The sequence below is a fragment of the Aquamicrobium terrae genome (genome assembly GCF_052978165.1).
In genome coordinates, this window is sequence record NZ_JBRKLZ010000001.1 from 888,525 (window position 1) to 908,097 (window position 19,573).

25 protein-coding genes are annotated in these 19,573 nt (G+C 64.6%); 15 read left to right on the forward strand and 10 right to left on the reverse strand.

The features are described 5' to 3' along the window. Nucleotide 1 precedes the first annotated feature (1 nt). Together greA and ACVCNR_RS04455 are read right to left on the reverse strand one after the other, a co-directional pair. A complete protein-coding gene (greA, locus tag ACVCNR_RS04450) occupies nt 2-475 on the reverse strand; it encodes a transcription elongation factor GreA (protein ID WP_354198625.1) in 474 nt (157 codons plus the stop codon). Between the two features lie 169 nt (nt 476-644). Further along, entirely contained in the window at nt 645-956 is a 312-nt protein-coding gene (locus ACVCNR_RS04455; protein ID WP_447075638.1) for a DMT family protein, read from the reverse strand. Between the two features lie 211 nt (nt 957-1,167). Between ACVCNR_RS04455 and ACVCNR_RS04460 the strand changes: the two genes are divergently transcribed. The 5 genes from ACVCNR_RS04460 (at nt 1,168) to ACVCNR_RS04480 (ending at nt 5,670) form a co-directional block, all read left to right on the forward strand. Continuing rightward, nucleotides 1,168-1,593: a DUF3775 domain-containing protein gene (locus ACVCNR_RS04460; protein ID WP_354198629.1), complete on the forward strand. Its 426-nt coding sequence runs from the start codon at nt 1,168-1,170 to the stop codon at nt 1,591-1,593. Beyond that, on the forward strand, nt 1,583-2,284 hold the full coding sequence (locus ACVCNR_RS04465; protein WP_447073947.1) for an MOSC domain-containing protein: 702 nt from the start codon (nt 1,583-1,585) through the stop codon (nt 2,282-2,284). The genes ACVCNR_RS04460 and ACVCNR_RS04465 overlap by 11 nt, the downstream gene beginning before the upstream one ends. Nucleotides 2,285-2,432: 148 nt before the next feature. Then, the gene (locus ACVCNR_RS04470; protein ID WP_447073948.1) at nt 2,433-3,365 is read left to right on the forward strand and encodes an extensin-like domain-containing protein; all 933 of its coding nucleotides are present in this window, start codon (nt 2,433-2,435) and stop codon (nt 3,363-3,365) included. A 113-nt stretch (nt 3,366-3,478) separates the two neighbouring features. Further along, nucleotides 3,479-4,291 carry an extensin-like domain-containing protein gene (locus ACVCNR_RS04475; RefSeq protein WP_447073949.1) on the forward strand — a complete coding sequence of 271 codons (813 nt, stop codon included), beginning with the start codon at nt 3,479-3,481 and terminating at the stop codon, nt 4,289-4,291. An 83-nt stretch (nt 4,292-4,374) separates the two neighbouring features. Further along, the gene (locus ACVCNR_RS04480) at nt 4,375-5,670 is read left to right on the forward strand and encodes a hemolysin family protein (protein ID WP_354198635.1); all 1,296 of its coding nucleotides are present in this window, start codon (nt 4,375-4,377) and stop codon (nt 5,668-5,670) included. A 66-nt stretch (nt 5,671-5,736) separates the two neighbouring features. Here ACVCNR_RS04480 and ACVCNR_RS04485 read toward each other — a convergent pair whose 3' ends face one another. Next, nucleotides 5,737-6,336 carry an NADPH-dependent FMN reductase gene (locus ACVCNR_RS04485; protein ID WP_447073950.1) on the reverse strand — a complete coding sequence of 200 codons (600 nt, stop codon included), beginning with the start codon at nt 6,334-6,336 and terminating at the stop codon, nt 5,737-5,739. Nucleotides 6,337-6,420: 84 nt separating this feature from the next. Here ACVCNR_RS04485 and ACVCNR_RS04490 point away from each other — a divergent pair, with 84 nt between their 5' ends. Further along, a complete protein-coding gene (locus ACVCNR_RS04490) occupies nt 6,421-6,792 on the forward strand; it encodes a winged helix-turn-helix transcriptional regulator (RefSeq protein ID WP_447073951.1) in 372 nt (123 codons plus the stop codon). 16 nt (nt 6,793-6,808) lie between these two features. Here ACVCNR_RS04490 and ACVCNR_RS04495 read toward each other — a convergent pair whose 3' ends face one another. The 3 genes from ACVCNR_RS04495 to ACVCNR_RS04505 form a co-directional block, all read right to left on the reverse strand. Then, complete coding sequence (locus tag ACVCNR_RS04495; RefSeq protein WP_354198641.1) at nt 6,809-7,201, reverse strand: acyl-CoA thioesterase; 393 nt, start codon at nt 7,199-7,201, stop codon at nt 6,809-6,811. Between the two features lie 132 nt (nt 7,202-7,333). Further along, nucleotides 7,334-8,272 (reverse strand): diacylglycerol/lipid kinase family protein, encoded by a 939-nt coding sequence (locus ACVCNR_RS04500; RefSeq protein ID WP_447073952.1) that lies wholly within the window; start codon nt 8,270-8,272, stop codon nt 7,334-7,336. A 132-nt stretch (nt 8,273-8,404) separates the two neighbouring features. Further along, nucleotides 8,405-8,650: a DUF1344 domain-containing protein gene (locus tag ACVCNR_RS04505; RefSeq protein ID WP_354198645.1), complete on the reverse strand. Its 246-nt coding sequence runs from the start codon at nt 8,648-8,650 to the stop codon at nt 8,405-8,407. 414 nt (nt 8,651-9,064) lie between these two features. On the opposite strand from ACVCNR_RS04505, the gene ACVCNR_RS04510 reads away from it, so the two are divergent. The 4 genes from ACVCNR_RS04510 (at nt 9,065) to ACVCNR_RS04525 (ending at nt 13,486) form a co-directional block, all read left to right on the forward strand. Continuing rightward, on the forward strand, nt 9,065-9,322 hold the full coding sequence (locus ACVCNR_RS04510) for an SWEET family sugar transporter (protein WP_447073953.1): 258 nt from the start codon (nt 9,065-9,067) through the stop codon (nt 9,320-9,322). Between the two features lie 99 nt (nt 9,323-9,421). Beyond that, on the forward strand, nt 9,422-12,550 hold the full coding sequence (gene uvrB / locus ACVCNR_RS04515; protein WP_447073954.1) for an excinuclease ABC subunit UvrB: 3,129 nt from the start codon (nt 9,422-9,424) through the stop codon (nt 12,548-12,550). A gap of 97 nt (nt 12,551-12,647) precedes the next feature. Next, nucleotides 12,648-13,082 (forward strand): VOC family protein, encoded by a 435-nt coding sequence (locus ACVCNR_RS04520; protein ID WP_447073955.1) that lies wholly within the window; start codon nt 12,648-12,650, stop codon nt 13,080-13,082. 32 nt (nt 13,083-13,114) lie between these two features. Beyond that, nucleotides 13,115-13,486: a DUF1428 domain-containing protein gene (locus ACVCNR_RS04525; RefSeq protein WP_447073956.1), complete on the forward strand. Its 372-nt coding sequence runs from the start codon at nt 13,115-13,117 to the stop codon at nt 13,484-13,486. Between the two features lie 64 nt (nt 13,487-13,550). Here the strand turns inward: ACVCNR_RS04525 and ACVCNR_RS04530 are convergent, their stop codons facing one another. Beyond that, nucleotides 13,551-14,012 carry a Kazal-type serine protease inhibitor family protein gene (locus ACVCNR_RS04530; protein ID WP_354198655.1) on the reverse strand — a complete coding sequence of 154 codons (462 nt, stop codon included), beginning with the start codon at nt 14,010-14,012 and terminating at the stop codon, nt 13,551-13,553. Between the two features lie 371 nt (nt 14,013-14,383). Between ACVCNR_RS04530 and ACVCNR_RS04535 the strand changes: the two genes are divergently transcribed. The 3 genes from ACVCNR_RS04535 to ACVCNR_RS04545 all read left to right on the forward strand — a co-directional run bounded on the left by ACVCNR_RS04535 (nt 14,384) and on the right by ACVCNR_RS04545 (nt 15,572). Next, nucleotides 14,384-14,596, forward strand: a complete 213-nt coding sequence (locus ACVCNR_RS04535; protein WP_354198657.1) for a cold-shock protein — start codon at nt 14,384-14,386, stop codon at nt 14,594-14,596. A gap of 211 nt (nt 14,597-14,807) precedes the next feature. Then, nucleotides 14,808-15,020 (forward strand): cold-shock protein, encoded by a 213-nt coding sequence (locus tag ACVCNR_RS04540; RefSeq protein ID WP_035028221.1) that lies wholly within the window; start codon nt 14,808-14,810, stop codon nt 15,018-15,020. Between the two features lie 141 nt (nt 15,021-15,161). Beyond that, nucleotides 15,162-15,572: a BA14K family protein gene (locus ACVCNR_RS04545; protein WP_354198659.1), complete on the forward strand. Its 411-nt coding sequence runs from the start codon at nt 15,162-15,164 to the stop codon at nt 15,570-15,572. 322 nt (nt 15,573-15,894) lie between these two features. Here the strand turns inward: ACVCNR_RS04545 and ACVCNR_RS04550 are convergent, their stop codons facing one another. From ACVCNR_RS04550 to ACVCNR_RS04560, 3 genes are all read right to left on the reverse strand, one after another. Further along, entirely contained in the window at nt 15,895-16,536 is a 642-nt protein-coding gene (locus ACVCNR_RS04550; protein WP_354198661.1) for an MBL fold metallo-hydrolase, read from the reverse strand. Between the two features lie 145 nt (nt 16,537-16,681). Further along, a complete protein-coding gene (locus tag ACVCNR_RS04555; protein WP_354198663.1) occupies nt 16,682-16,993 on the reverse strand; it encodes a hypothetical protein in 312 nt (103 codons plus the stop codon). Nucleotides 16,994-17,135: 142 nt separating this feature from the next. Next, nucleotides 17,136-18,029 (reverse strand): branched-chain amino acid aminotransferase, encoded by an 894-nt coding sequence (locus ACVCNR_RS04560; RefSeq protein WP_354198665.1) that lies wholly within the window; start codon nt 18,027-18,029, stop codon nt 17,136-17,138. Nucleotides 18,030-18,273: 244 nt separating this feature from the next. Here ACVCNR_RS04560 and ACVCNR_RS04565 point away from each other — a divergent pair, with 244 nt between their 5' ends. Continuing rightward, a complete protein-coding gene (locus ACVCNR_RS04565; protein WP_447073957.1) occupies nt 18,274-18,795 on the forward strand; it encodes a MarR family winged helix-turn-helix transcriptional regulator in 522 nt (173 codons plus the stop codon). 9 nt (nt 18,796-18,804) lie between these two features. After that, entirely contained in the window at nt 18,805-19,542 is a 738-nt protein-coding gene (locus ACVCNR_RS04570) for a response regulator (RefSeq protein WP_354198669.1), read from the forward strand. Nucleotides 19,543-19,573 lie beyond the last annotated feature (31 nt).

A 19,573-nucleotide genomic window follows, 5' to 3' on the forward strand; every position in this document is an offset into this window, starting at 1 on the left:
ATCAGGCCCAGCGCAGTTGGACGATCTCGTAGCCACGCGCACCGCCCGGTGCGTTGACCTCGATGGCGTCGCCGACTTCCTTGCCGATCAGAGCGCGCGCGATGGGGGACGAGATGGAGATGCGCCCCGCCTTCACATCGGCTTCCTGGTCGCCGACGATCTGGTAGGTCTTTTCCTCTTCAGTGTCCTCATCCACGAGCACGACCGTGGCGCCGAACTTGATCTTGTCGCCGCTCAGCTTGCTGATGTCGATGACCTCGGCGCGCGCGATCAGGTCCTCAAGCTCGCTGATTCGGCCTTCATTGAGGCTCTGCGCTTCCTTGGCGGCGTGGTATTCGGCGTTTTCCGAGAGATCGCCATGCGAACGCGCTTCGGAAATCGCCTCGATGATGCGCGGCCGTTCATCCTGCTGGCGCCAGCGCAGCTCCTCCTTCAGCGTCTCGAAGCCACCGCCTGTCATCGGCACCTTGTTCATAGCCACTCCTTTCCTGCCGTACGCCCTTTCCAGGCGCCCTTTCGACAAAAAGAAAACGGTCCGTCAGGACACTGACGGAACCGTCACATCTCGGATTCTCGTCACAATATAGCAATTGCTGGAGGTTTTTCACGTCCTAAAAACGAAGGACGCTTGCCCGGCAAAAAAATCAGGCCCTGAAAATCAGCGCCGCGCCGCAGGCAATCAGCAGGAAGCCGAAAAAGTGGTTCCAGGTCAGCGCCTCCTTCAGATAGGTGACCGAGAACACGGCGAAGACGCCGAGCGTTATGACCTCCTGGATGATCTTCAGCTCCGCCGCCGAATAGACCTGATTGCCGAGCCGGTTGGCCGGCACCGCCAGCCAGTATTCGAAGAAGGCGATGCCCCAGCTCGCCAGGACGACGACAGAGATCGCCGCGCCCTTGAACTTCAGATGGCCGTACCAGGCGAAGGTCATGAAGACGTTCGAGGCCAGCAGCATGAGGATGGGCAGGACCTTGGGAGTGAGGAGCGACGCCACGCTGGGGAATCCGATCGAATGGAGAGAGCTTGCGCCATTTCATTCGCCGCGCTGGCCCTGTCAATCCGGCCTCTTGCGGCCGAAGCTCGGCCGTATGACGAATGTGCGAGATAGGCTATCATCGGGCGGGTCCGGCAGCACCGGCCGGGCTGGATTGGCACGAGGATTTTCGATGCGGAACAGCCAGGAACGCGAGTGGGAGCTTTCGATCGGGCCGGACACGGTCCGCATGCTGATCCTCAAGGCGAAGGCGTTGAGCGCCGGCATGCGCGACGATTTCGATGCCGGCAGCGAGCATGAGATCGAATTCGACGGCGAAAGCCGCGACCTCCAGCATCATCACGGCCTGGCGGAGGAAGAGACGGAAGACCTGACCGAACGCGAATTCCGGGCACTGATCAGCGATCTCAACGTCGACGAGGCCGCCGAGCTGATCGCGCTGGCATGGATCGGGCGCGGCGACTTCGACGCAAGCGAGTGGGACGAGGCGCTGACAGCGGCGAAACAGCGGCCGCTGCGGCAGACGGCCCGCTACCTGCTCGGCCTGCCGCAGCTTGCCGACTGGCTGGAACAGGGGCTCGAGAGCGTTGCCGAATAAGACTACGGCACCGGCGCCGGCCATCGTCGAGGGGTTTTTCATCGGTACGCTGGCGCCGCTCGGACCGCGGCAGGTGCCGAGCGGCATCGACAAGAAGCCGGTGCAAGGACATCTGGCCATCACCCGCGTCGGACTGCAAGGCGACGAGCATGGCGACACCCGCCACCATGGCGGCCCCGAGAAGGCCGTGCATCACTACCCCGCCGACCATTATGGCGAATGGCGCAAGGAAGGCATCGAGGCCGCGGCGCCGGCCTTCGGCGAGAACATCACGACAAGCGGCCTGTCCGAAGCCGATCTCTGCATCGGCGATGTCTTTCGCCTCGGCTCCGCATTGCTGCAGGTGAGCCAGGGACGCCAGCCCTGCTGGCGGCTCAATGCCCGCTTCGACCGCCCGGACATGGCGATCAGAGTGCAAAAGAGCGGGCGCACCGGCTGGTACTACAGGGTGCTGGAAGAGGGCGCGGCCGAGGCGGGCAATGCGCTGGTGCTGCATGAGCGCCCGCAGCCGGAGTGGTCGCTGGCGCGCATCATCGGGCTTCTCTACACGCGCACCATGGACACGGAATCGCTTCAGGAGCTTGGTGCCCTGCCGGAACTGGCGCCGTCGTGGCGTGAGCTTGCCGCGCGGCGCATCGCCAGCCGCAAGGTCGAGGACTGGAGCCGCCGGCTGCATGACAGCCACGCATGAACCTGCAAAAGGGATTCGGCTTCAACGACTTGGGCAGCGTTCCGGAATCTGCCTGCGAAGTGCGAGGAACACGCCGGCGGCAACAAGCCGTTACCGAAGGTGATCATTTTTCGCTGCAACCGCGCGGGCCCGTACCCGTTTGGATGCGATGGCCGTTTCGCGATTTCGTTCCCTGTCCCTGTTGATCCTTGCCTGCCTGATGGCGCAGCCCGCTGTCGCAAGGCGCCAGCCTGTGCGGCTGCCGCAATCGGCGCCCGTGCCCGAAATGCTTGCCGAACGGACCCCACAGCCCGATATTGCCTCCCAGACGGAAACGCCGACACCGGAGCCCCGGCCGGACGACGCGCCGCAGCCAGCCTCTCCACCCAGCCAGGCGCCCGTGCCGGAAGCCAAGCCGCCCGAAAAGCAGCCATCCGAAAGCAAGCCGCCCGAAAGCAAGCCGCCCGAAAGCAAGCCGGACGAACCGGAAAAAGCCGAGGACAAGCGGCCCACCCCGCAGCCTGATCCGCGTTCGGGCATGGTTGCCGCCGAAAAGATGCCGGCCGAGGAGGAGGCCTGCCGCAAGAGATTGCGCGCCATGGGCGTCGCGTTCGAGGACGAGCCGGCACAGCACGACGCGGCTGCCGGCTGCTCGATCCCCTACCCGGTTATCGTCACCAGCCTCGGCAAACCCGTCGAACTGGCTCCGAAAGCGGAGCTGAACTGCGCCATGGCCGAGACCCTCGCGCGCTTCATGGCCGACGTCGTGCAGCCGGCGGCCAGGGAGATCATGGGTTCGGAGGTGGCCGGCGTCACCCACGCTTCCGCCTATGTCTGCCGCCCGCGCCACAACGGCGCGAAAATGTCGGAACATGCCTTCGGCAATGCGCTGGATATCGCCTCCTTCACCCTCAAGGACAAGAGCAGCGTCGAGGTCGGCCTCGCGCCTGCGGAAAAGCAGGGGAAATTTCTCGACCGCATCCGCAAGGCCGCCTGCGGCCCGTTCAAGACCGTGCTCGGACCCGGCAGCGATGCCGATCATGAAACCCACCTGCATCTGGACCTTGCGCCGCGCCGCAACGGCTCGACCTTCTGCCAGTGAGAGGCCACGAGGCGGCCTGCCCCAATGCGGCCACAGGCATGAATGGCGGCGCTGATCTTTCCTTTACCCTTGACGGTTAGGCTCTGCTTTCCAAGGAAACAGAGTTCATCGCCATGGCAGGCACGCCCCGCAGCGCAATGCCCGGCACCCCCTATGGGCGGCGCCTCGGCCGGTTTCTGGCAGCCATTGCCGCCCTGACGGCGGTGGCCGGCGTTTCGGCCTGCAACACCGGCAGTGTGTTCGATCTCCAGCCCGCCGTCGACGTCGGCACCACATCGGGCGTACAGCCCGGCGTCGGCATGCAGGCGCTGGTCCCCTCCAATCCCTACATGACCGCCGCCTATCCGCGCTTCGACCGGCCCCTGTCGCCGACCGACCAGCTATCGCCGGACGAGGTGGATTGCCGCAAGGAGCTGAAGCGGCTGCGCGTGGCCTATACCGACCTTGCACCGATCAGCGACGGCGGCCAGTGCGGCATCGCCCATCCGGTCAAGGTCTCGGCGATCGGCAATATCGAGATGAAGCCGGCTGCGACGCTCACCTGCGCCATGGCGGCCAGCTTCGCGAGCTGGACCCGCAACGAGCTGACATCGGCCGCGCGCTGGCGCTATTTCAGCGGCGTCAAGTCCATCCGCCAGGGCTCGAGCTATTCCTGCCGCAAGATACGGGGCGAAGGCGTGCTCTCCGAGCACGGCAAGGGCAATGCGCTCGACGTGATGGCCATCGAGCTGAACAACGGCAAGGTGATCGACGTGCGCAAGCCCGGCCTGTTCGCCTTCCGCGAGCGCGGCCTGCTGAACACCGTGCGCGCCGACGGTTGCTCCTATTTCACCACGGTGCTCGGGCCGGGCTACAACTACGACCACCGCAACCATTTCCATTTCGACATCAAGAGCCGCAAGAGCGGCTATCGCGCCTGCCGCTGAAAAAAGCGGCCGGATCGGCGACGATATACGAAGCCCGATTTGCTCTCTTTTCCAAGAGGCATCGGGAATGCTAATGAGCATTCATGCTATACATTGAAATCGCCATCGTGGTCGTCCTCATCTGCGTGAACGGCCTGTTGGCCATGTCGGAACTGGCGATCGTTTCTTCCCGGCCCGCGCGGCTGAAGACCATGATCGACCGCAATGTGCGCGGCGCGGCGCGCGCGCTGGAACTGGGCGCCAATCCCGGCAAGTTCCTATCGACCGTGCAGATCGGCATCACGCTGGTCGGCGTGCTTTCGGGTGCGTTCTCGGGCGCCACGCTGGGCGACCGCCTGTCGAAGGTGCTGGTCGAATCGGGCATGTCGACCGGTCTCGCCCATACGCTCGGCGTCGGCATCGTGGTGGCGGTCATCACCTATGCCTCGCTCATCATCGGCGAACTGGTGCCCAAGCAGATCGCCCTGCGCGATCCGGAACGCGTCGCCTCCAGGGTCGCGGGGCCGATGGCCATGCTGGCCACCATTTCGGCGCCGCTGGTGTGGTTGCTCGACCTGTCCGGCCGCTCGGTGCTGTGGCTGCTCGGCCAGCGCGGCGAGAGCGAGGAGCGGGTCACCGACGAAGAGATCAAGATGATCGTGGCGGAAGCCGAGCACCAGGGCACCATCGAATCCGACGAGCGGCGCATGATCGCCGGCGTGATGCGGCTGGGCGACCGCGCCGTGCGTGCGGTGATGACCCCGCGCACCGATGTCGACTGGCTCAACATCCAGTCGGACGAGGCGGCCATTCGCCGCCTGCTGATGGAAAGCCAGCATTCGCGCCTGCCGGCGGCCGACGGCAATGTCGACAACATGATCGGCGTCGTCCAGACCCGCGACATCCTGGCCACCTTGCTGGCCGGCAAGCCGCTGGATGCGCGCAAGCATGTGCGCGAGGCGCCCATCGTGCACGACCAGGCCGACGCGCTGGACGTGCTGGCCAAGCTCAAGGAAGCCGACATGCCGATGGCGCTCGTCCATGACGAATACGGCCATTTCGAAGGCGTGGTGACCCCTGCCGACATTCTGGAAGCCATCACCGGCGTGTTCCGATCCGACCTCGACGAGGACGATACCGAGGACACCGCCGTGCAGCGCGAGGATGGCTCCTGGCTGCTGGCCGGCTACATGCAGGCCGACGAAATGGCCGACATGATGGGCATCGACCTGCCGGAGAACCGCGATTACGAAACCGTGGCCGGCTATATCCTGTCGCACATGCACCACCTGCCCGCCACCGGCGAGACGGTGGACGCGCAGGGCTGGCGCTTCGAGGTGGTCGACCTGGACGGCCGCCGCATCGACAAGGTGCTGGCGACCAAGCTGCCGGCCAACTGATCCGGCAAAAAGGGCCTGTGCAACCGCACAGGCCCTTCTTCTTGCCATCCGTGTTTTGTGGCCTCGTCAGGCCGCCTCGGCGCGTTCCTCGGCGTCCCGCGCGGCGCGCAGCGCCTTGGCCCACCACACCATGTCGGCCAGCAGCGCATCGGCGCTGGTGCGCAGATGCGCCAGTTCGGCAATATCCTGTCCCTGCTGGATGGCGACATAGTCGGGCAACTGGATGTGCACGGCCGCCCGCACCGGCGCCATCTGCAATTCCACCGCGATCATCCGCAACTGCTCCACAGCCCGCGCGCCGCCGACGCCGCCATAGCCGACGAAGCCGGCCGGCTTGCGGAACACCTGGGAGCCGAGATAGTCGAGCGCGTTCTTGAGCACCCCGGTCGGGGCGTGGTTGTACTCGGCGGCGGTGAAGACATAGCCGTCGAACGTGGCCATCTTCGCTTGCCAGCGCAACGCATGCTCATCCTTGGAAGGTCCCCACAGCGGCGACGTGTCCTCCGCGAACATCGCCATCGGATAGTCCTTCAGGTCGACGATCTCCGCCTCGACGTCGTCACGGCTATTGATGAGGTCGGCGATCCAGCGGGCGGGCTTGTCGGCAAAACGCTTCGCCCGGATCGAGCCGATGACCACGGCCAGCCTGGCTTTGGAAGATGACATGCATGTTCTCCGTTGATGGTGGTATAAAAAGGAAACCGACGCTATTTATGTAACCAGGATACCGCCACGCAAGGAGGCACTTTTTTGAAACCAAGGCACCATCACCGCAGCGAGGATTGCCGGGCTGTCAGCGCGGTGCTGCAACGCGTGGGTGACAAGTGGACCGTGCTGGTCGTGTCGATGCTCGGCAGCGGACCGATGCGCTTCAACGAATTGCGCCATGCCATCGGCGGCATCTCACAGAAGATGCTGACCACGACGCTGCGCAGTCTCGAACGCGACGGTTTCGCCACCCGCACCGTCTTCCCGACCATCCCGCCGCGCGTCGACTATGAACTGACCGACCTCGGCCGCGAGCTTCTGGTTCCGGTCACCGCGCTGGCCGATTGGGCCCGCGCCAATACCGGCCGCATCAACGCCGCCCGCGAGCAATTCGACAGCACGCCGAAACAGTAAGGTGGGCAAGGCTGCCCTATTCCGCCGGCACCGGCGTCGGCTTGCCCTCGCCATCCAGCGCAACCATGACGAAATCGGCGTGGGTGACCATTTCCATCAGCTCGGACAGATAGCGCTGCGCCCACGCCTCGACCTTCAGCGTGATCGAGCTGCGGCCGACGCGCTCGACATGCGTGTAGATGCACAGCGTGTCGCCGATCTTGACCGGCTTGGCGAAGGACATTTCCTTCACCGCCGCCGTCACCACCCGTCCGCGGGCGCGCTCGGCGGCGCGGATGCCGCAGGCAAGGTCCATCTGCGCCATCACCCAGCCGCCGAAGATGTCGCCGGCCGCATTGGCGTCCGCCGGCATGGCCAGCGTGCGCAGCGTGAGTTCCCCCTGCGGCGCGCCGTTCACATATTGCACCATGCCTGACCTCCGGGACGTTTGCTTCATCCTGCCGTAGCTTCGCGACAGGGATGCGTCAACGGCCGGACGAAACGGTTCAATGAAATCAAGAGATTGCATCGCCTTGCGGAATCGATTCCGCAACCTGTTGAATCAGCATCTCAAGGTCAGTGCGCGCGGCAGCACCTCGAACGTCGCCGGAATGCGGCCCGGCGACTCCCCGTCTATGTCGAGCAGGGCACCGTCGGCCATGGCGCTTCCGACCGGCTCCACCAGCACCTTCCTGGCGCGCACCATGGTCACCGCCGGGTGGTTGCGGTGGCGCCCGCCATAGAGCTGGGTCAGGTCGCGGATCAGGCCGGACTTGCCGGCGGCGCGCACGATGACCACGTCGAACCAGCCGTCATCCATCTCCGCATCGGGCGCGACCATCATCCCGGCCCCGAAGAAGCGGCCGTTGGCCACCGCCACCAGCGCCACGCACGCCTCGACCGGCTCACCATCGTCCAGCGTGATGCGGACGGTCTGGAACCGATAGCGCAGGAACGAGCCGATGGTGCGCCAGTAGAACAGCGCCTTGGCCGACACCCTCCCCTTGCGCTTGTCTGCATTCACCGCCCGCACGGTGACGCCCGACAGGCCGAGGCTGGCGATGTTGATGAAATGGCGGCTGGACAGCGCGCCATGGTCGTCGACGAAGGAGATGCGCCCGACATCGATCTGGCGGCCCTTGGCCCCGGCAATATGCCGGAGCAACCCGGCCGCATCGCGCGGCAGGCCGAAGCCGCGCGCGAAGTCCGATCCGGTGCCGCAGGGCAGCAGGGCCAGTTCCGTGTTCTTCACGCCCTCGCGCCGGGCGAGCAGGAGACCATCGGCCACCTCGCTGGCCGTGCCGTCCCCGCCGGCGGCGATCACCAGCCGGCAGCCCGACATCGCAAGATCGAGCGCCAGCCTTTCGGCATCGCCCGCGCCTTGCGTCTCGCGCAGCTCGACCTCCGGGAACTGCGTGCGCAGTTCGGCCATCACCTGAGGCCAATGGTCCTTGAGCTGGCCGCCGCCGGCCACCGGATTGAGGATCACCCCGACCTTCACACGCCTCCTCCCGAAGCTCCGCGCCATCTATTGAAGCGCGGACCCGGCGGATTCGGCAAGCGGCGATTGCAGCCGACATGAAATGGCCGGCCCCCACAGGACCGGCCTGAAACGCGCGGATATGCAAACCCGCTATGAAGCGGCGGCCTCGATCGACGTCACGGTGCCGGTGGTATCGTCCACGGTCACCACCACCTTGGTGCCGACCGCAAGCTGGTCGACGGCGGCCTCGGCGGGCAACTGGTAGATCTTGCCGTCGTCGAGGGTGATCGACTTGGTTTCCGGGTCGACCGCCTGAATCGTGCCCTGTACGGTCGCCGCATAGGCGGTGCTGAGAAGGGCAAGGAGGGCACTGGCGGTGGCAAGGGTCTTCTTCATGTCGGGAACTCCCGTTTTCAGCGGTTTTGGCCAGAGGCGCCGGACAAGCCGGCCGCCTCGCGACACCCCGGAACCTACGGAGCCTGCCCTCGATTTCAAATCACGAAGGGTAACTTTTCCAAACGTAATCAGCGGCTTAATTCCGACACATTGTCCTGGAGCCGATGGAAGCGATGCCGTCGCGCAGCCCGTTTGCGACATGCTCCAAGCGCGCAAATCGAGTCGGTTGGAGCGGTTCCGGCGAGCAATGTGACAGCCACGCCGGCACCACATTCCTCCCCTGCCGACGATCACGGAAAGCGCCATGAAAAACCCGCTGAGGACACATTTTGTTTCGTTGGGCCAGCCCTTGGGCTGCTTCCCCGCGACGGCGAATCTGGCATAGGATGAGCGGCACTGTTCGGAGCCCCCACCTTGCATCACTGGATTGAAATCATAGGCGCGCTGGCCGCGTTCATCACCACGCTCGGCTGGATTCCTCAGGTCGTCAAGCTGGCGCGCGAGCGCAAGGCCGACAACATCTCGCTCATCGCCACCGGCTCGATCGCGGCGGGCGTGGCGCTTTGGGCTGTCTATGGCGTGCTCATCGGCTCATGGCCGGTCATCGTCGCCAATGTGCTGACGCTGCTGTTCGTCGGCGCCATCCTCGCCATGAAGCTGCGCTTCCGCTGAAACGCTCCTGACAGCCTCCTGTCAGCAGAGCCGCCGGGACCGCTTTCCGGGCAGGGCGCCCCCTTTCCATTTGAACCGAGTCCACCCATATTCGGGACCATGGCCAAATCTCCTGACAAGCAGGCGCAGCCCAAGCGGCGCAGCCCCCTGACCGATTTCATGGATGCCAGCGAGCCGCTGCACAAGGGCGGCTTCGCCGAAGCTCCGCAGCCGCCGCTGTCGGGCACGGCCCTGTCCGGCTCGATCTCGGACTGGGCCGAGCAGATTTCGAGGGAAGGGGACCAGCGGGGGAGCGCCCCCGCACCGCAGTCCGGGCCTCTCCGCAAGGAGGACAAGACCGGCACCAAGCCCGCCAGGAAGATTCCGGCCCGGTCGGCCTCGCCCACCCGCACGGCGCGCGGCACCTCGATGGGCGGCGCGGCTTCGGCCAAGGAGCGCGCGGCCGTCGGCCTCAACCCGGTGGCCGGCCTCGACATCTCGCTGGAGGACGCCGCGTCGCTGCCGAACTCCGGCGTCACCGCCACGGTGCAGGCGCTTGCCGACCTGATCGAGAGCGGCAATCCGCTGCACAAGAACGGCGTTTTGTGGACGCCGCACCGCCCTGCCCGCCCGGAAAAATCCGAAGGCGGCATCGCGATCCAGATGGAATCGGAATTCGAGCCGCGCGGCGACCAGCCGACCGCGATCAAGGACCTTGTCGAAGGCGTCTCCAACGGGGACCGCACGCAGGTCCTGCTCGGCGTCACCGGCTCGGGCAAGACCTTCACCATGGCCAAGGTAATCGAGGAGACGCAGCGCCCCGCCCTGATCCTCGCGCCCAACAAGACGCTGGCCGCCCAGCTCTACGCCGAGTTCAAGAAGTTCTTCCCGAACAACGCGGTGGAATATTTCGTCTCCTACTACGACTATTACCAGCCCGAGGCCTATGTGCCCCGGACGGATACCTATATCGAGAAGGAATCCTCCATCAACGAGCAGATCGACCGCATGCGCCACTCGGCCACGCGCTCTCTGCTGGAGCGCGACGACGTGATCATCGTCGCCTCGGTGTCGTGCATCTACGGTATCGGCTCGGTCGAGACCTACACGGCGATGACCTTCCAGATGACGATCGGCGACCGTCTGGACCAGCGCCAGCTTCTCGCCGACCTCGTCGCCCAGCAATACAAGCGGCAGGACGCGAATTTCGTGCGCGGCTCGTTCCGCGTGCGCGGCGACACCATCGAAATCTTCCCGGCCCACCTTGAGGACCGCGCCTGGCGCATCTCGCTGTTCGGCGACGAGATCGAGGCGATCACCGAGTTCGACCCGCTGACCGGCAGCAAGACCGGCGAGCTCAAGAGCGTAAAGATCTACGCCAACTCGCACTATGTGACGCCGCGCCCGACCTTGAATCAGGCCATCAAGTCGATCAAGGAAGAGCTGAAGCAACGCCTGCAGGAGCTTGAAAGGGCTGGGCGCCTGCTGGAAGCGCAGCGGCTGGAGCAGCGCACCCGCTTCGACCTGGAGATGCTGGAGGCGACGGGCTCCTGCGCCGGCATCGAGAACTATTCGCGCTATCTCACCGGTCGCCAGCCCGGCGACCCACCACCGACGCTGTTCGAATATGTGCCCGACAACGCCCTGATCTTCATCGACGAGAGCCACGTCACCGTTCCGCAGATCGGCGGCATGTATCGCGGCGACTTCCGCCGCAAGGCGACGCTCGCCGAATACGGCTTCCGCCTGCCCTCCTGCATGGACAACCGGCCGCTGCGCTTCGAGGAATGGGACGCCATGCGCCCGCTCACCGTCGCCGTTTCGGCGACGCCCGGCGGCTGGGAGCTTGAGCAGTCCGGCGGCGTCTTCGCCGAGCAGGTCATTCGCCCGACCGGCCTGATCGACCCGCCGGTCGAGGTGCGCCCGGCCAAGAGCCAGGTCGACGACGTTCTGGGCGAAATCCGCGAGACGACGAAGAAAGGCTATCGCACGCTGGTGACGGTGCTGACCAAGCGCATGGCCGAGGACCTCACCGAATATCTGCACGAGCAGGGCATCCGCGTGCGCTACATGCACTCCGACATCGACACGCTGGAGCGCATCGAGATCCTGCGCGACCTGCGCCTCGGCGCGTTCGACGTGCTGGTCGGCATCAACCTGCTGCGCGAGGGCCTGGATATTCCCGAATGCGGCTTCGTCGCCATTCTCGACGCTGACAAGGAAGGCTTCCTGCGCTCCGAAACCTCGCTGATCCAGACCATCGGCCGCGCCGCGCGCAATGTCGACGGCAAGGTCATCCTCTACGCCGACCAGATCACCGGCTCGATGGAACGGGCGATGGCCGAGACCAATCGCCGCCGCGAAAAGCAGCTCGAATACAACGAGGCCAACGGCATCACGCCGGAATCGGTGAAGTCGCGCATCGCCGACATCCTCGACTCGGTCTACGAGAAGGATCACGTGCGCGCCGACATCTCGCAGTTCACCGACGACGCCGGCCAGTTGATGGGCAACAACCTCAAGGCCCATCTGGAGTTCCTGCAAAAGAAGATGCGCGACGCCGCCGCCGACCTCAATTTCGAGGAGGCCGCGCGGTTGCGCGACGAGATCAAGCGGCTCACCGAACTGGAACTGGCCGTTGCCGACGACCCGCTGGCCAAATATGCGGAATCCGAAAGTCCGGTCTCCGGCCGCGAGAAGGGCAAGCACAACAAGGGCCGCGCCCGCCACCGGGCCGTGGAAGACGGCACCGAGGGCGACTCCCTGTTCCGCAAGCCGCATCTCGACGAGATGGGCGCCGACGGGGCCGTGCCGGTGAAGAAGCCGCTGTTCGCCAAGCCCTCACTGGACGACATGGGCCCGGGCACCGACATGACGAGGCCGGCCGGAGCCGTTTCGCGCTCGCTGTTCAAGAAGCAGTCGGCGCAGGAGGCGCATGGCTCGGACTTCGGCATTCCCGGTGAAATCGGGCGAAGCCCGAGCGGCCGACAGGCCGCCACCGACCGTTCGGCGCCCCCGCGCAGCGGCGGCAGTGTGAGCGAGGGTAAACCTTCCCTGTTCAGGAAGAATTCTCTCGACGAGATGACCGTACGGCGGACGGAAAAGCCGATGGAAGGCGCAAAGCCGGTCAAGCCGGACGACGTGAAGCCGATCCGCCGAGAACGCGCCGGTATCGGCTCCTATGAGGACCCGTCGGATACGGCCCAGCGCCGGCGTCGTCCCGCGAAAACCGGGAAGCCCGGAAAGTAGATTGCTGCGACGGCGGAAAATTTCCGCCGTCAGTGTCGGACCGCCGCTTTGTCATACGTCCTGTGGGGGCTTTCAACGCCAGACCCGGGAGATGCTCATGACCAATGCAGACGCGAAGACCCAGGCCCCGCCGATGCCGAAGCCGCTCGGGGGCCTCACCCCTTACCTGCAACTGGACGGCGCGCTGAAAGCCGCCGCATTCTACGAGAAGGCCTTCGGCGCCGAGCAGGTCTTCGCCGTGCCGCCGGACGAACAGGGCCGGACCATGCATGTCCACCTCTACGTCAACGGCTCCAGCCTGATGCTGTGCGATGCCTATCCGGAACACGGGCATCCGCACCAGCCGATCCAGGCCTGCACCATGCAGCTTCACCTGACGGCGGACACCATCGATTCGTGGTGGCAGCGCGCCGTCGATGCCGGCTGCGAGGTGGTCATGCCGCTGGACGTGATGTTCTGGGGCGACCGCTGGGGCAGCCTGCGCGACCCGTTCGGCGTCGACTGGGCCATGAACGCACCCGTCAATCAGTAAGCAACCGGACGACAACGCTGAAGGAGGAAGCAATGTCCTATGTCGATGGTTTCGTGCTTGCCGTGCCGCAGGCAAAGCTGGACGAATACAAGGAAATGGCCCGCAAGGCGTCCGATGTGTGGATGGATCACGGCGCGCTCGCCTATGTCGAATGCACGGGCGACGACGTGCCCTATGGCGAGCTGACCTCGTTTCCGCGCGCGGTGCAGGCCAAGGACGACGAACTCGTGATCTTTTCCTGGGTGGTCTACAAATCACGCCAGGACCGGGACGAGATCCTTGCCAAGGTGATGGCCGATCCACGTTTGAAAGGCGACATGGAAAACATGCCTTTCGACGGCAAGCGCATGATCTATGGCGGATTCGAATCCTTCCTGGACGTGCAGAAGGAAGCCGCTCTCTAGGCAATTCCAGCAAAAAGAAAGAGGAGGTGGCGGACCATGCCGCCCCCTCCTCTTTGCCGACCGATCAGCGGCAGCTACCGCTACGGACGATCCGCCATTCGGCGGCGCGCGCCTCGCAGGCGTTGGGGAAGGTACGCAGCTGGCCCCGGCTCGAAGCGCAGACGGGCGCGAATTCGCGCGTGCAGGCTCGCGACGGGCGCTCGGGAGGACGCGTGCCGGGCCCCCCACCCCAGCCGGGACGCCCACCCCAACCGGGCCGGTCACCGCCGGAGCGGCATGCGCCCTGATGGCTGATGCGGTAGCCGTTGGTCCTGGCCTGGCAGCTATTGCCGAAGGTGCGGCTATCCGAGCCGCGCACGCCGCAGACCGGCGCGTATTCCATGGTGCAGGCCTGCGCCGGCGGACGCGGACGTGGCGGCGGCGGGCGGTAGCCGGGACCCTCGTCGACCGCCACGGTACAGGCCGCGAGCAGGCCGGAAGTCAGCAGGACCGCCACTCCCGACACGAAAACGCTTTTGAGCTTCATGGATTGTCCTCTCCTATTTGCCTGGGGCAGCGCAAACAACGCGCACCGATGCGGCAGTTCCGCCGGGTACCGGCAAGTCGTTGATTTTCATCGGTCCGCAGACTGGCCTGATTGGCCCTGAAATAGCGCCGTCTTGCCACAGTCACAAAACCGTGCGATAAGTCCATCGTTCGGGTATTTGCATCCCGGAGAATGGAACGTTTTGGACGACCCTATCCCCGATATCGTGAATCTCTGACAGCCCCGTTTCTGGCGGGGGGTTTACCCGTGCGCGAATGCATGACCGCCGAGCAACCACCGGACTTCCCCTTGCCCGGCAGCCGCTGGCAGGAAGAGGTCCAGAACGACGAACGGGTGAAGGAGTTCTCCCAATGTCCCAGACCGGTACCGTAAAATTCTTCAACACCACCAAGGGCTTCGGCTTCATCACGCCTGAAGACGGCGCCAAGGACGTCTTCGTCCACATCTCGGCGATCGAAGCTTCGGGCATGCGCACCCTCGTCGATGGCCAGAAGGTCACCTTCGACGTCGAGCCCGACCGCATGGGCAAGGGCCCGAAGGCGGTCAATCTGCGCGCCGCCTGATTTCGACTGCTGATTGCAGTTCCGGCAGGGGGCGCGGCAGCTATTGCCGCGCCCTTTGTGTTTCATCGCCAGAATCTTTGCTGACTAACGGCTTGAATAGCCTGCTGGTACAAAGTTTTTGTTGCCGATGAACTCAAAATAAATCACAAATTCGATCTTCGGGCCTTCGCAAACCCGAGAACAAGACTATGGGACTATAAGGGAGCATCCCATGCCGCAGACCGGCACCGTAAAATTCTTCAACCACGCCAAGGGTTTCGGTTTCATCACGCCAGACGATGGTGCCAAGGACGTCTTCGTCCACATCTCGGCCGTACAGGCTTCTGGCCTTCCCGGCCTGGAGGACGGCCAGAAGGTGACGTTCGAGACCGAACCGGACAAGCGCGGCAAGGGCCCCAAGGCGGTCAACCTCACCATCGGCTGAGGCTGCGCGGAACAACTGGCCGGCGGCTGCGTTTTTACGGGTAAAGCACCGTTTCGTTCAGCCGCCGTTCAGGCACGGTCCACTATCTGTTCAGGCAACATCGGGCCGCGTACGCGGTGGGGCTGCGAACAGGAGACCGTCATGAACAGATTTTTCAAGGCATTCGTGTTGTCGACGGCGGTCGTCGCGACCATGGCGACTGCCCTCCCCGCGGCTGAAGCGCGCGACTGGCGCCGCCATCACCACCATCACAGCCGGTCCAACGGCGATGCGGTCGCCGCCGGCGTCATCGGGCTGGCCGCCGGCGCCCTGATCGGCGGAGCGCTTGCCTCCCAGCCGCGCTATTACGAGCCGGAACCCACCTACATCATCCGCGAGCCGCGCCCCGCGCCGGTTCGCCGCTATTATCGTGACGATTATTATCGCGCGTCCTACGAGCCGTGGAGCCCCGAATGGTACAGGTATTGCTCGGACCGCTACCGCAGCTTCGACGCGCGCAGCGGCACCTTCATGGGCTATGACGGGCTGCGCCATTTCTGCCAGGCCAACTGACGGCCGGAAGGGTTCCCTGCCCTGCGAAAAGGGCCGCTTTCGAGCGGCCCTTTTCTACATGTCGTAGCCCCACCCCTAACCCCTCCCCACAAGGGGGTGGGGGAGGATTTCACCGACGTCACAGCAACAATCTTCGACATTCGACTGGATGCTGCCGTCGCAGAATTCCCCTCCACCTTGTGGGGAGGGGTTAGGGGTGGGGGTAATTCGGATCCAATAAACCCCTGCCGCAAACGGAAGAAGCATGCCACCTGCGGGAGCGGGCAGGAGCGAGGGCCTTGCCTCTGGCGAAGCGCGCCCCCAATCCCATGGCATTCCCCGGTCAGATCAGGAACGGATTTGACCGCCGCTCCTCGCCGAGGCGTCCGCCCGGTCCGTGGCCGCAGATGAAACCGATGTCGTCGCCGAGCGGCAGCAGCTTTTCCTTGATGGAACGGATCAGCGCTTCGTGGTTGCCGCCCGGCAGGTCGGTGCGGCCCACCGAACCGCGAAACAGCACATCGCCGACATGGGCGAACTTGGCCGCGCGGTTGTAATAGACGACGTGGCCGGGCGCATGGCCCGGACAGTGCAGGACCTCGAACTCGTGCTCGCCGAAGGAAACCTTGTCGCCTTCGTTCAGGAAGCGATCCGGAACGCAATTGCGGACCGCGCCGGTGAGGCCGAAGCGCTGCGCCTGGTTTTCCAGATTGTCGAGCAGCGGCCGGTCGTCCTCGTGCGGGCCGATGATCTCGACGCCCAGCGCCTCCTTCAGATCCATCGCGCCGCCGGCATGGTCGATATGGCCATGGGTGATCCAGATGGCTGTGGCGGTGATGGCATTTTCCTTCAATGCCGCCAGGATACGGTCGACATCGCCACCGGGATCGACGACGACCCCGATTTTCTCATCCTGATCGAACAGGATGGTGCAATTCTGCTGGAACGGCGTGACGGGAACGATGCCGGCGTTGAGCTGACCCATGATGACCCTTTTCCTGTCGGCAGAAAGACGGCCGAGAAACATTGCCCCGATGTAGGGTCACGGTGCCGCCGCGTGCACCTCGATCACGCCCCGTCACGCAAAGGGCGGCCGAAGCCGCCCTTTTTCGTCGAACCACTGGTCCGGCTTATTTCTTCATGGCGTTCATGACCGCACCGACGATGCCGGTGAGAATCGCGCCGCCGCCCACGCCGCCGAGAATGTTGTTGAGGTTGAGGGCCCCGCCGAGGCCTTCTGCCGCGGCCGTCGCCGCTGCCGGATCAATGGTGCCCCCACCCAGCAGGCTGCCGAGGATGGCGGCGCCGCCGACTCCTCCGATCGCGCCACTGAGGATTTTGGGAAGCTGGCCCATCGCGGCCGTTTTTATCGCCGCACCGACGGCCTGGCCGCCGATAATGCCCGTGATGACCTGCACGATGATAGGAAGTAGCGTTTCCATCTGTGATCCCTCTCAGACAACCTCGACTCGAGTGAGCCGAATGCGGTCATGAGACGCTGATTCTGACGAAAGTCAAACGCTCAAAAACAAAGGGAACGGCCCAGAGGGCCGCTCCCTTGCAACTTCACGGGACGACGAAGTTCTATTCCGCCGCGATGGCCCGCTTGGGCTGAACCGCTGCCGAATAGTCGTTCATCAGCGTCTTGGCGATCTCGCCGACCTCGAAACGGTGCGGGCCGATCTCCGAAACCGGCGTCACCTCGGCCGCCGTGCCGGTGAGGAAGCACTGCTCGAAACCTTCCAGTTCCTCCGGCTGAATGGCGCGCTCGATCACCTCGATGCCGCGATCACGGGCCAGGCCGATCACCGTGCGGCGGGTGATGCCGTCGAGGAAGCAATCCGGCGTCGGCGTATGGATCTTGCCGTCCTTGACGAAGAATATGTTGGCGCCGGTCGCCTCGGCCACCTGACCGCGCCAGTCCAGCATCATGGCGTCGGCATAGCCCTTGGCTTCGGCCGCATGCTTGGAGATGGTGCAGATCATGTAGAGGCCGGCGGCCTTCGACTTGGACGGGGCCGTGCGCGGGTCGGGGCGGCGATATTCGGCCATGTCGAGGCGGATGCCCTTGAGCTTCTGCTCCGGGTCGAAATAGCTCGGCCACTGCCAGATGGCGATGGCGACGTTGATGCGGTTGTTCTGGGCCGAGACGCCCATCTGCTCGCTGCCGCGCCAGGCGATGGGGCGCACATAGGCATCCTTGAAGCCCTGCTTCTTCAGCAGCTCGTTGCAGGCCGCGTCGATCTCGGCCACCGAATAGGGAATCTTGAAGCCGAGAATGCGGGCCGATTCATGCAGACGCTCGGTGTGCTCGGTCAGCTTGAAGATCTCGCCGCCATAGGCGCGCTCACCTTCGAATACGGCGCTGGCATAGTGAAGCCCGTGGGTCAGCACGTGAATCTTGGCGTCCGCCCATTTGACGAATTCGCCGTTCATCCAGATATAACCGTCGAGATTGTCGAAGGAAACGGATGCCATGACAATAACCTCCCGCAGGCAGCCTGCCTGCATAAGTCTGTGCGTTGAAGTTTGATCCGGCAGCGATGAGGCAACCGCCAGTCCGAAGCCTAGGCCCATATTGTGGCCATGGCAAACTCAGGAAGTTCCGGATTTCCGGTCCAGCCTTGCGTTTTCGGTCGCAATAAGCCCTAAAGCTTGTCAAAAATTATCATTGGGCGCAGAATACGTCAATAGTGCTGACTTAATTTGGTGCGGGAGAAGCATGCTGAAGGAAAAAACCGGCGACGAGGCACCGATCCGGGCGGCGGTGGCCAACGAGGACGGCATCGATTTCACGCTGATCGAGCTGTTCTTCTTCGCCTATCGCGACTTCACCTCCGACCCCGACCAGATGCTGGCGGACTACGGATTCGGCCGCGCCCATCACCGGGTCCTGCACTTCGTCAACCGCCGGCCCGGCCTGACGGTGGCCGAACTGCTCGATGTGCTCAAGATCACCAAGCAATCGCTGGCGCGGGTGCTCAAGCAGCTCATCGACACCGGCCACATCGTGCAATTGCAGGGACCGCGTGACCGCCGCCAGCGCGAGCTTTATCCCACCGCCAAGGGGCGTGAGCTGTCGCTTGCCCTTTCGCGGCCACAGTCCCGCCGAATACAAGGCGCATTGATGGAAATGGAGGATGCGGGGCGCAAGTCGATCGAGCAGTTTCTCAAGGCGATGGTCAATCCGGAGCTGAGGGCCCAGATCGACACCGACCCCTCGCATGACGCAGCAGAAGACTAGGAGACCGTCATGGAAGGCACTGACAGGGATGGCAGCGACAGGCTGGACCAGCCGGCCTGTGCGCCGGATGACGATGCGTTCCACCTGCTGGTGGTCGATGACGATACCCGCATCCGCAACCTGCTCAGGCAGTTCCTGAGCGAGAACGGCTTCCGCGTCACCGTGGCCGGAACCGCGGCCGAGGCGAGGCGCAAGCTGGCCGGGCTCGATTTCGACCTGCTGGTGCTGGACGTGATGATGCCGGGCGAAAGCGGCGTCGAGCTGACGAAGTCGCTGCGCGCCGAGCGCAACGTGCCGATCCTGATGCTGACGGCGCTTTCGGAGACCGACAACCGCATCACCGGGCTGGAAGCCGGGGCCGACGACTACCTGCCGAAGCCGTTCGACCCGCGCGAGCTGATCCTGCGCGTCAACAACATATTGCGGCGCGGCGGCCCCGCCTCCACGCCCAAGGTGGAACAGCTCGTCTTCGGCCCCTACACCTTCCAGATCGCCAAGCGCGAGTTGAAACGCGGCAGCGAGGTGCTGAAGCTGACCGACCGCGAGCAGGAAATCCTGGCGATCTTCGCCGAACGGGCCGGCGAAACGATTCCGCGCCACGAACTGGTGGGCGAGGATTCGGAAGTCGGCGAACGCACCATCGACGTGCAGATCAACCGGCTGCGCCGCAAGATCGAGCGCGACCCCTCCAACCCGGTGTGGCTACAGACGGTGCGCGGTATTGGGTATCGCCTCAGCGTGGAATAGAGTCGGCCGGACGGCCGCATGACGCGCCGCC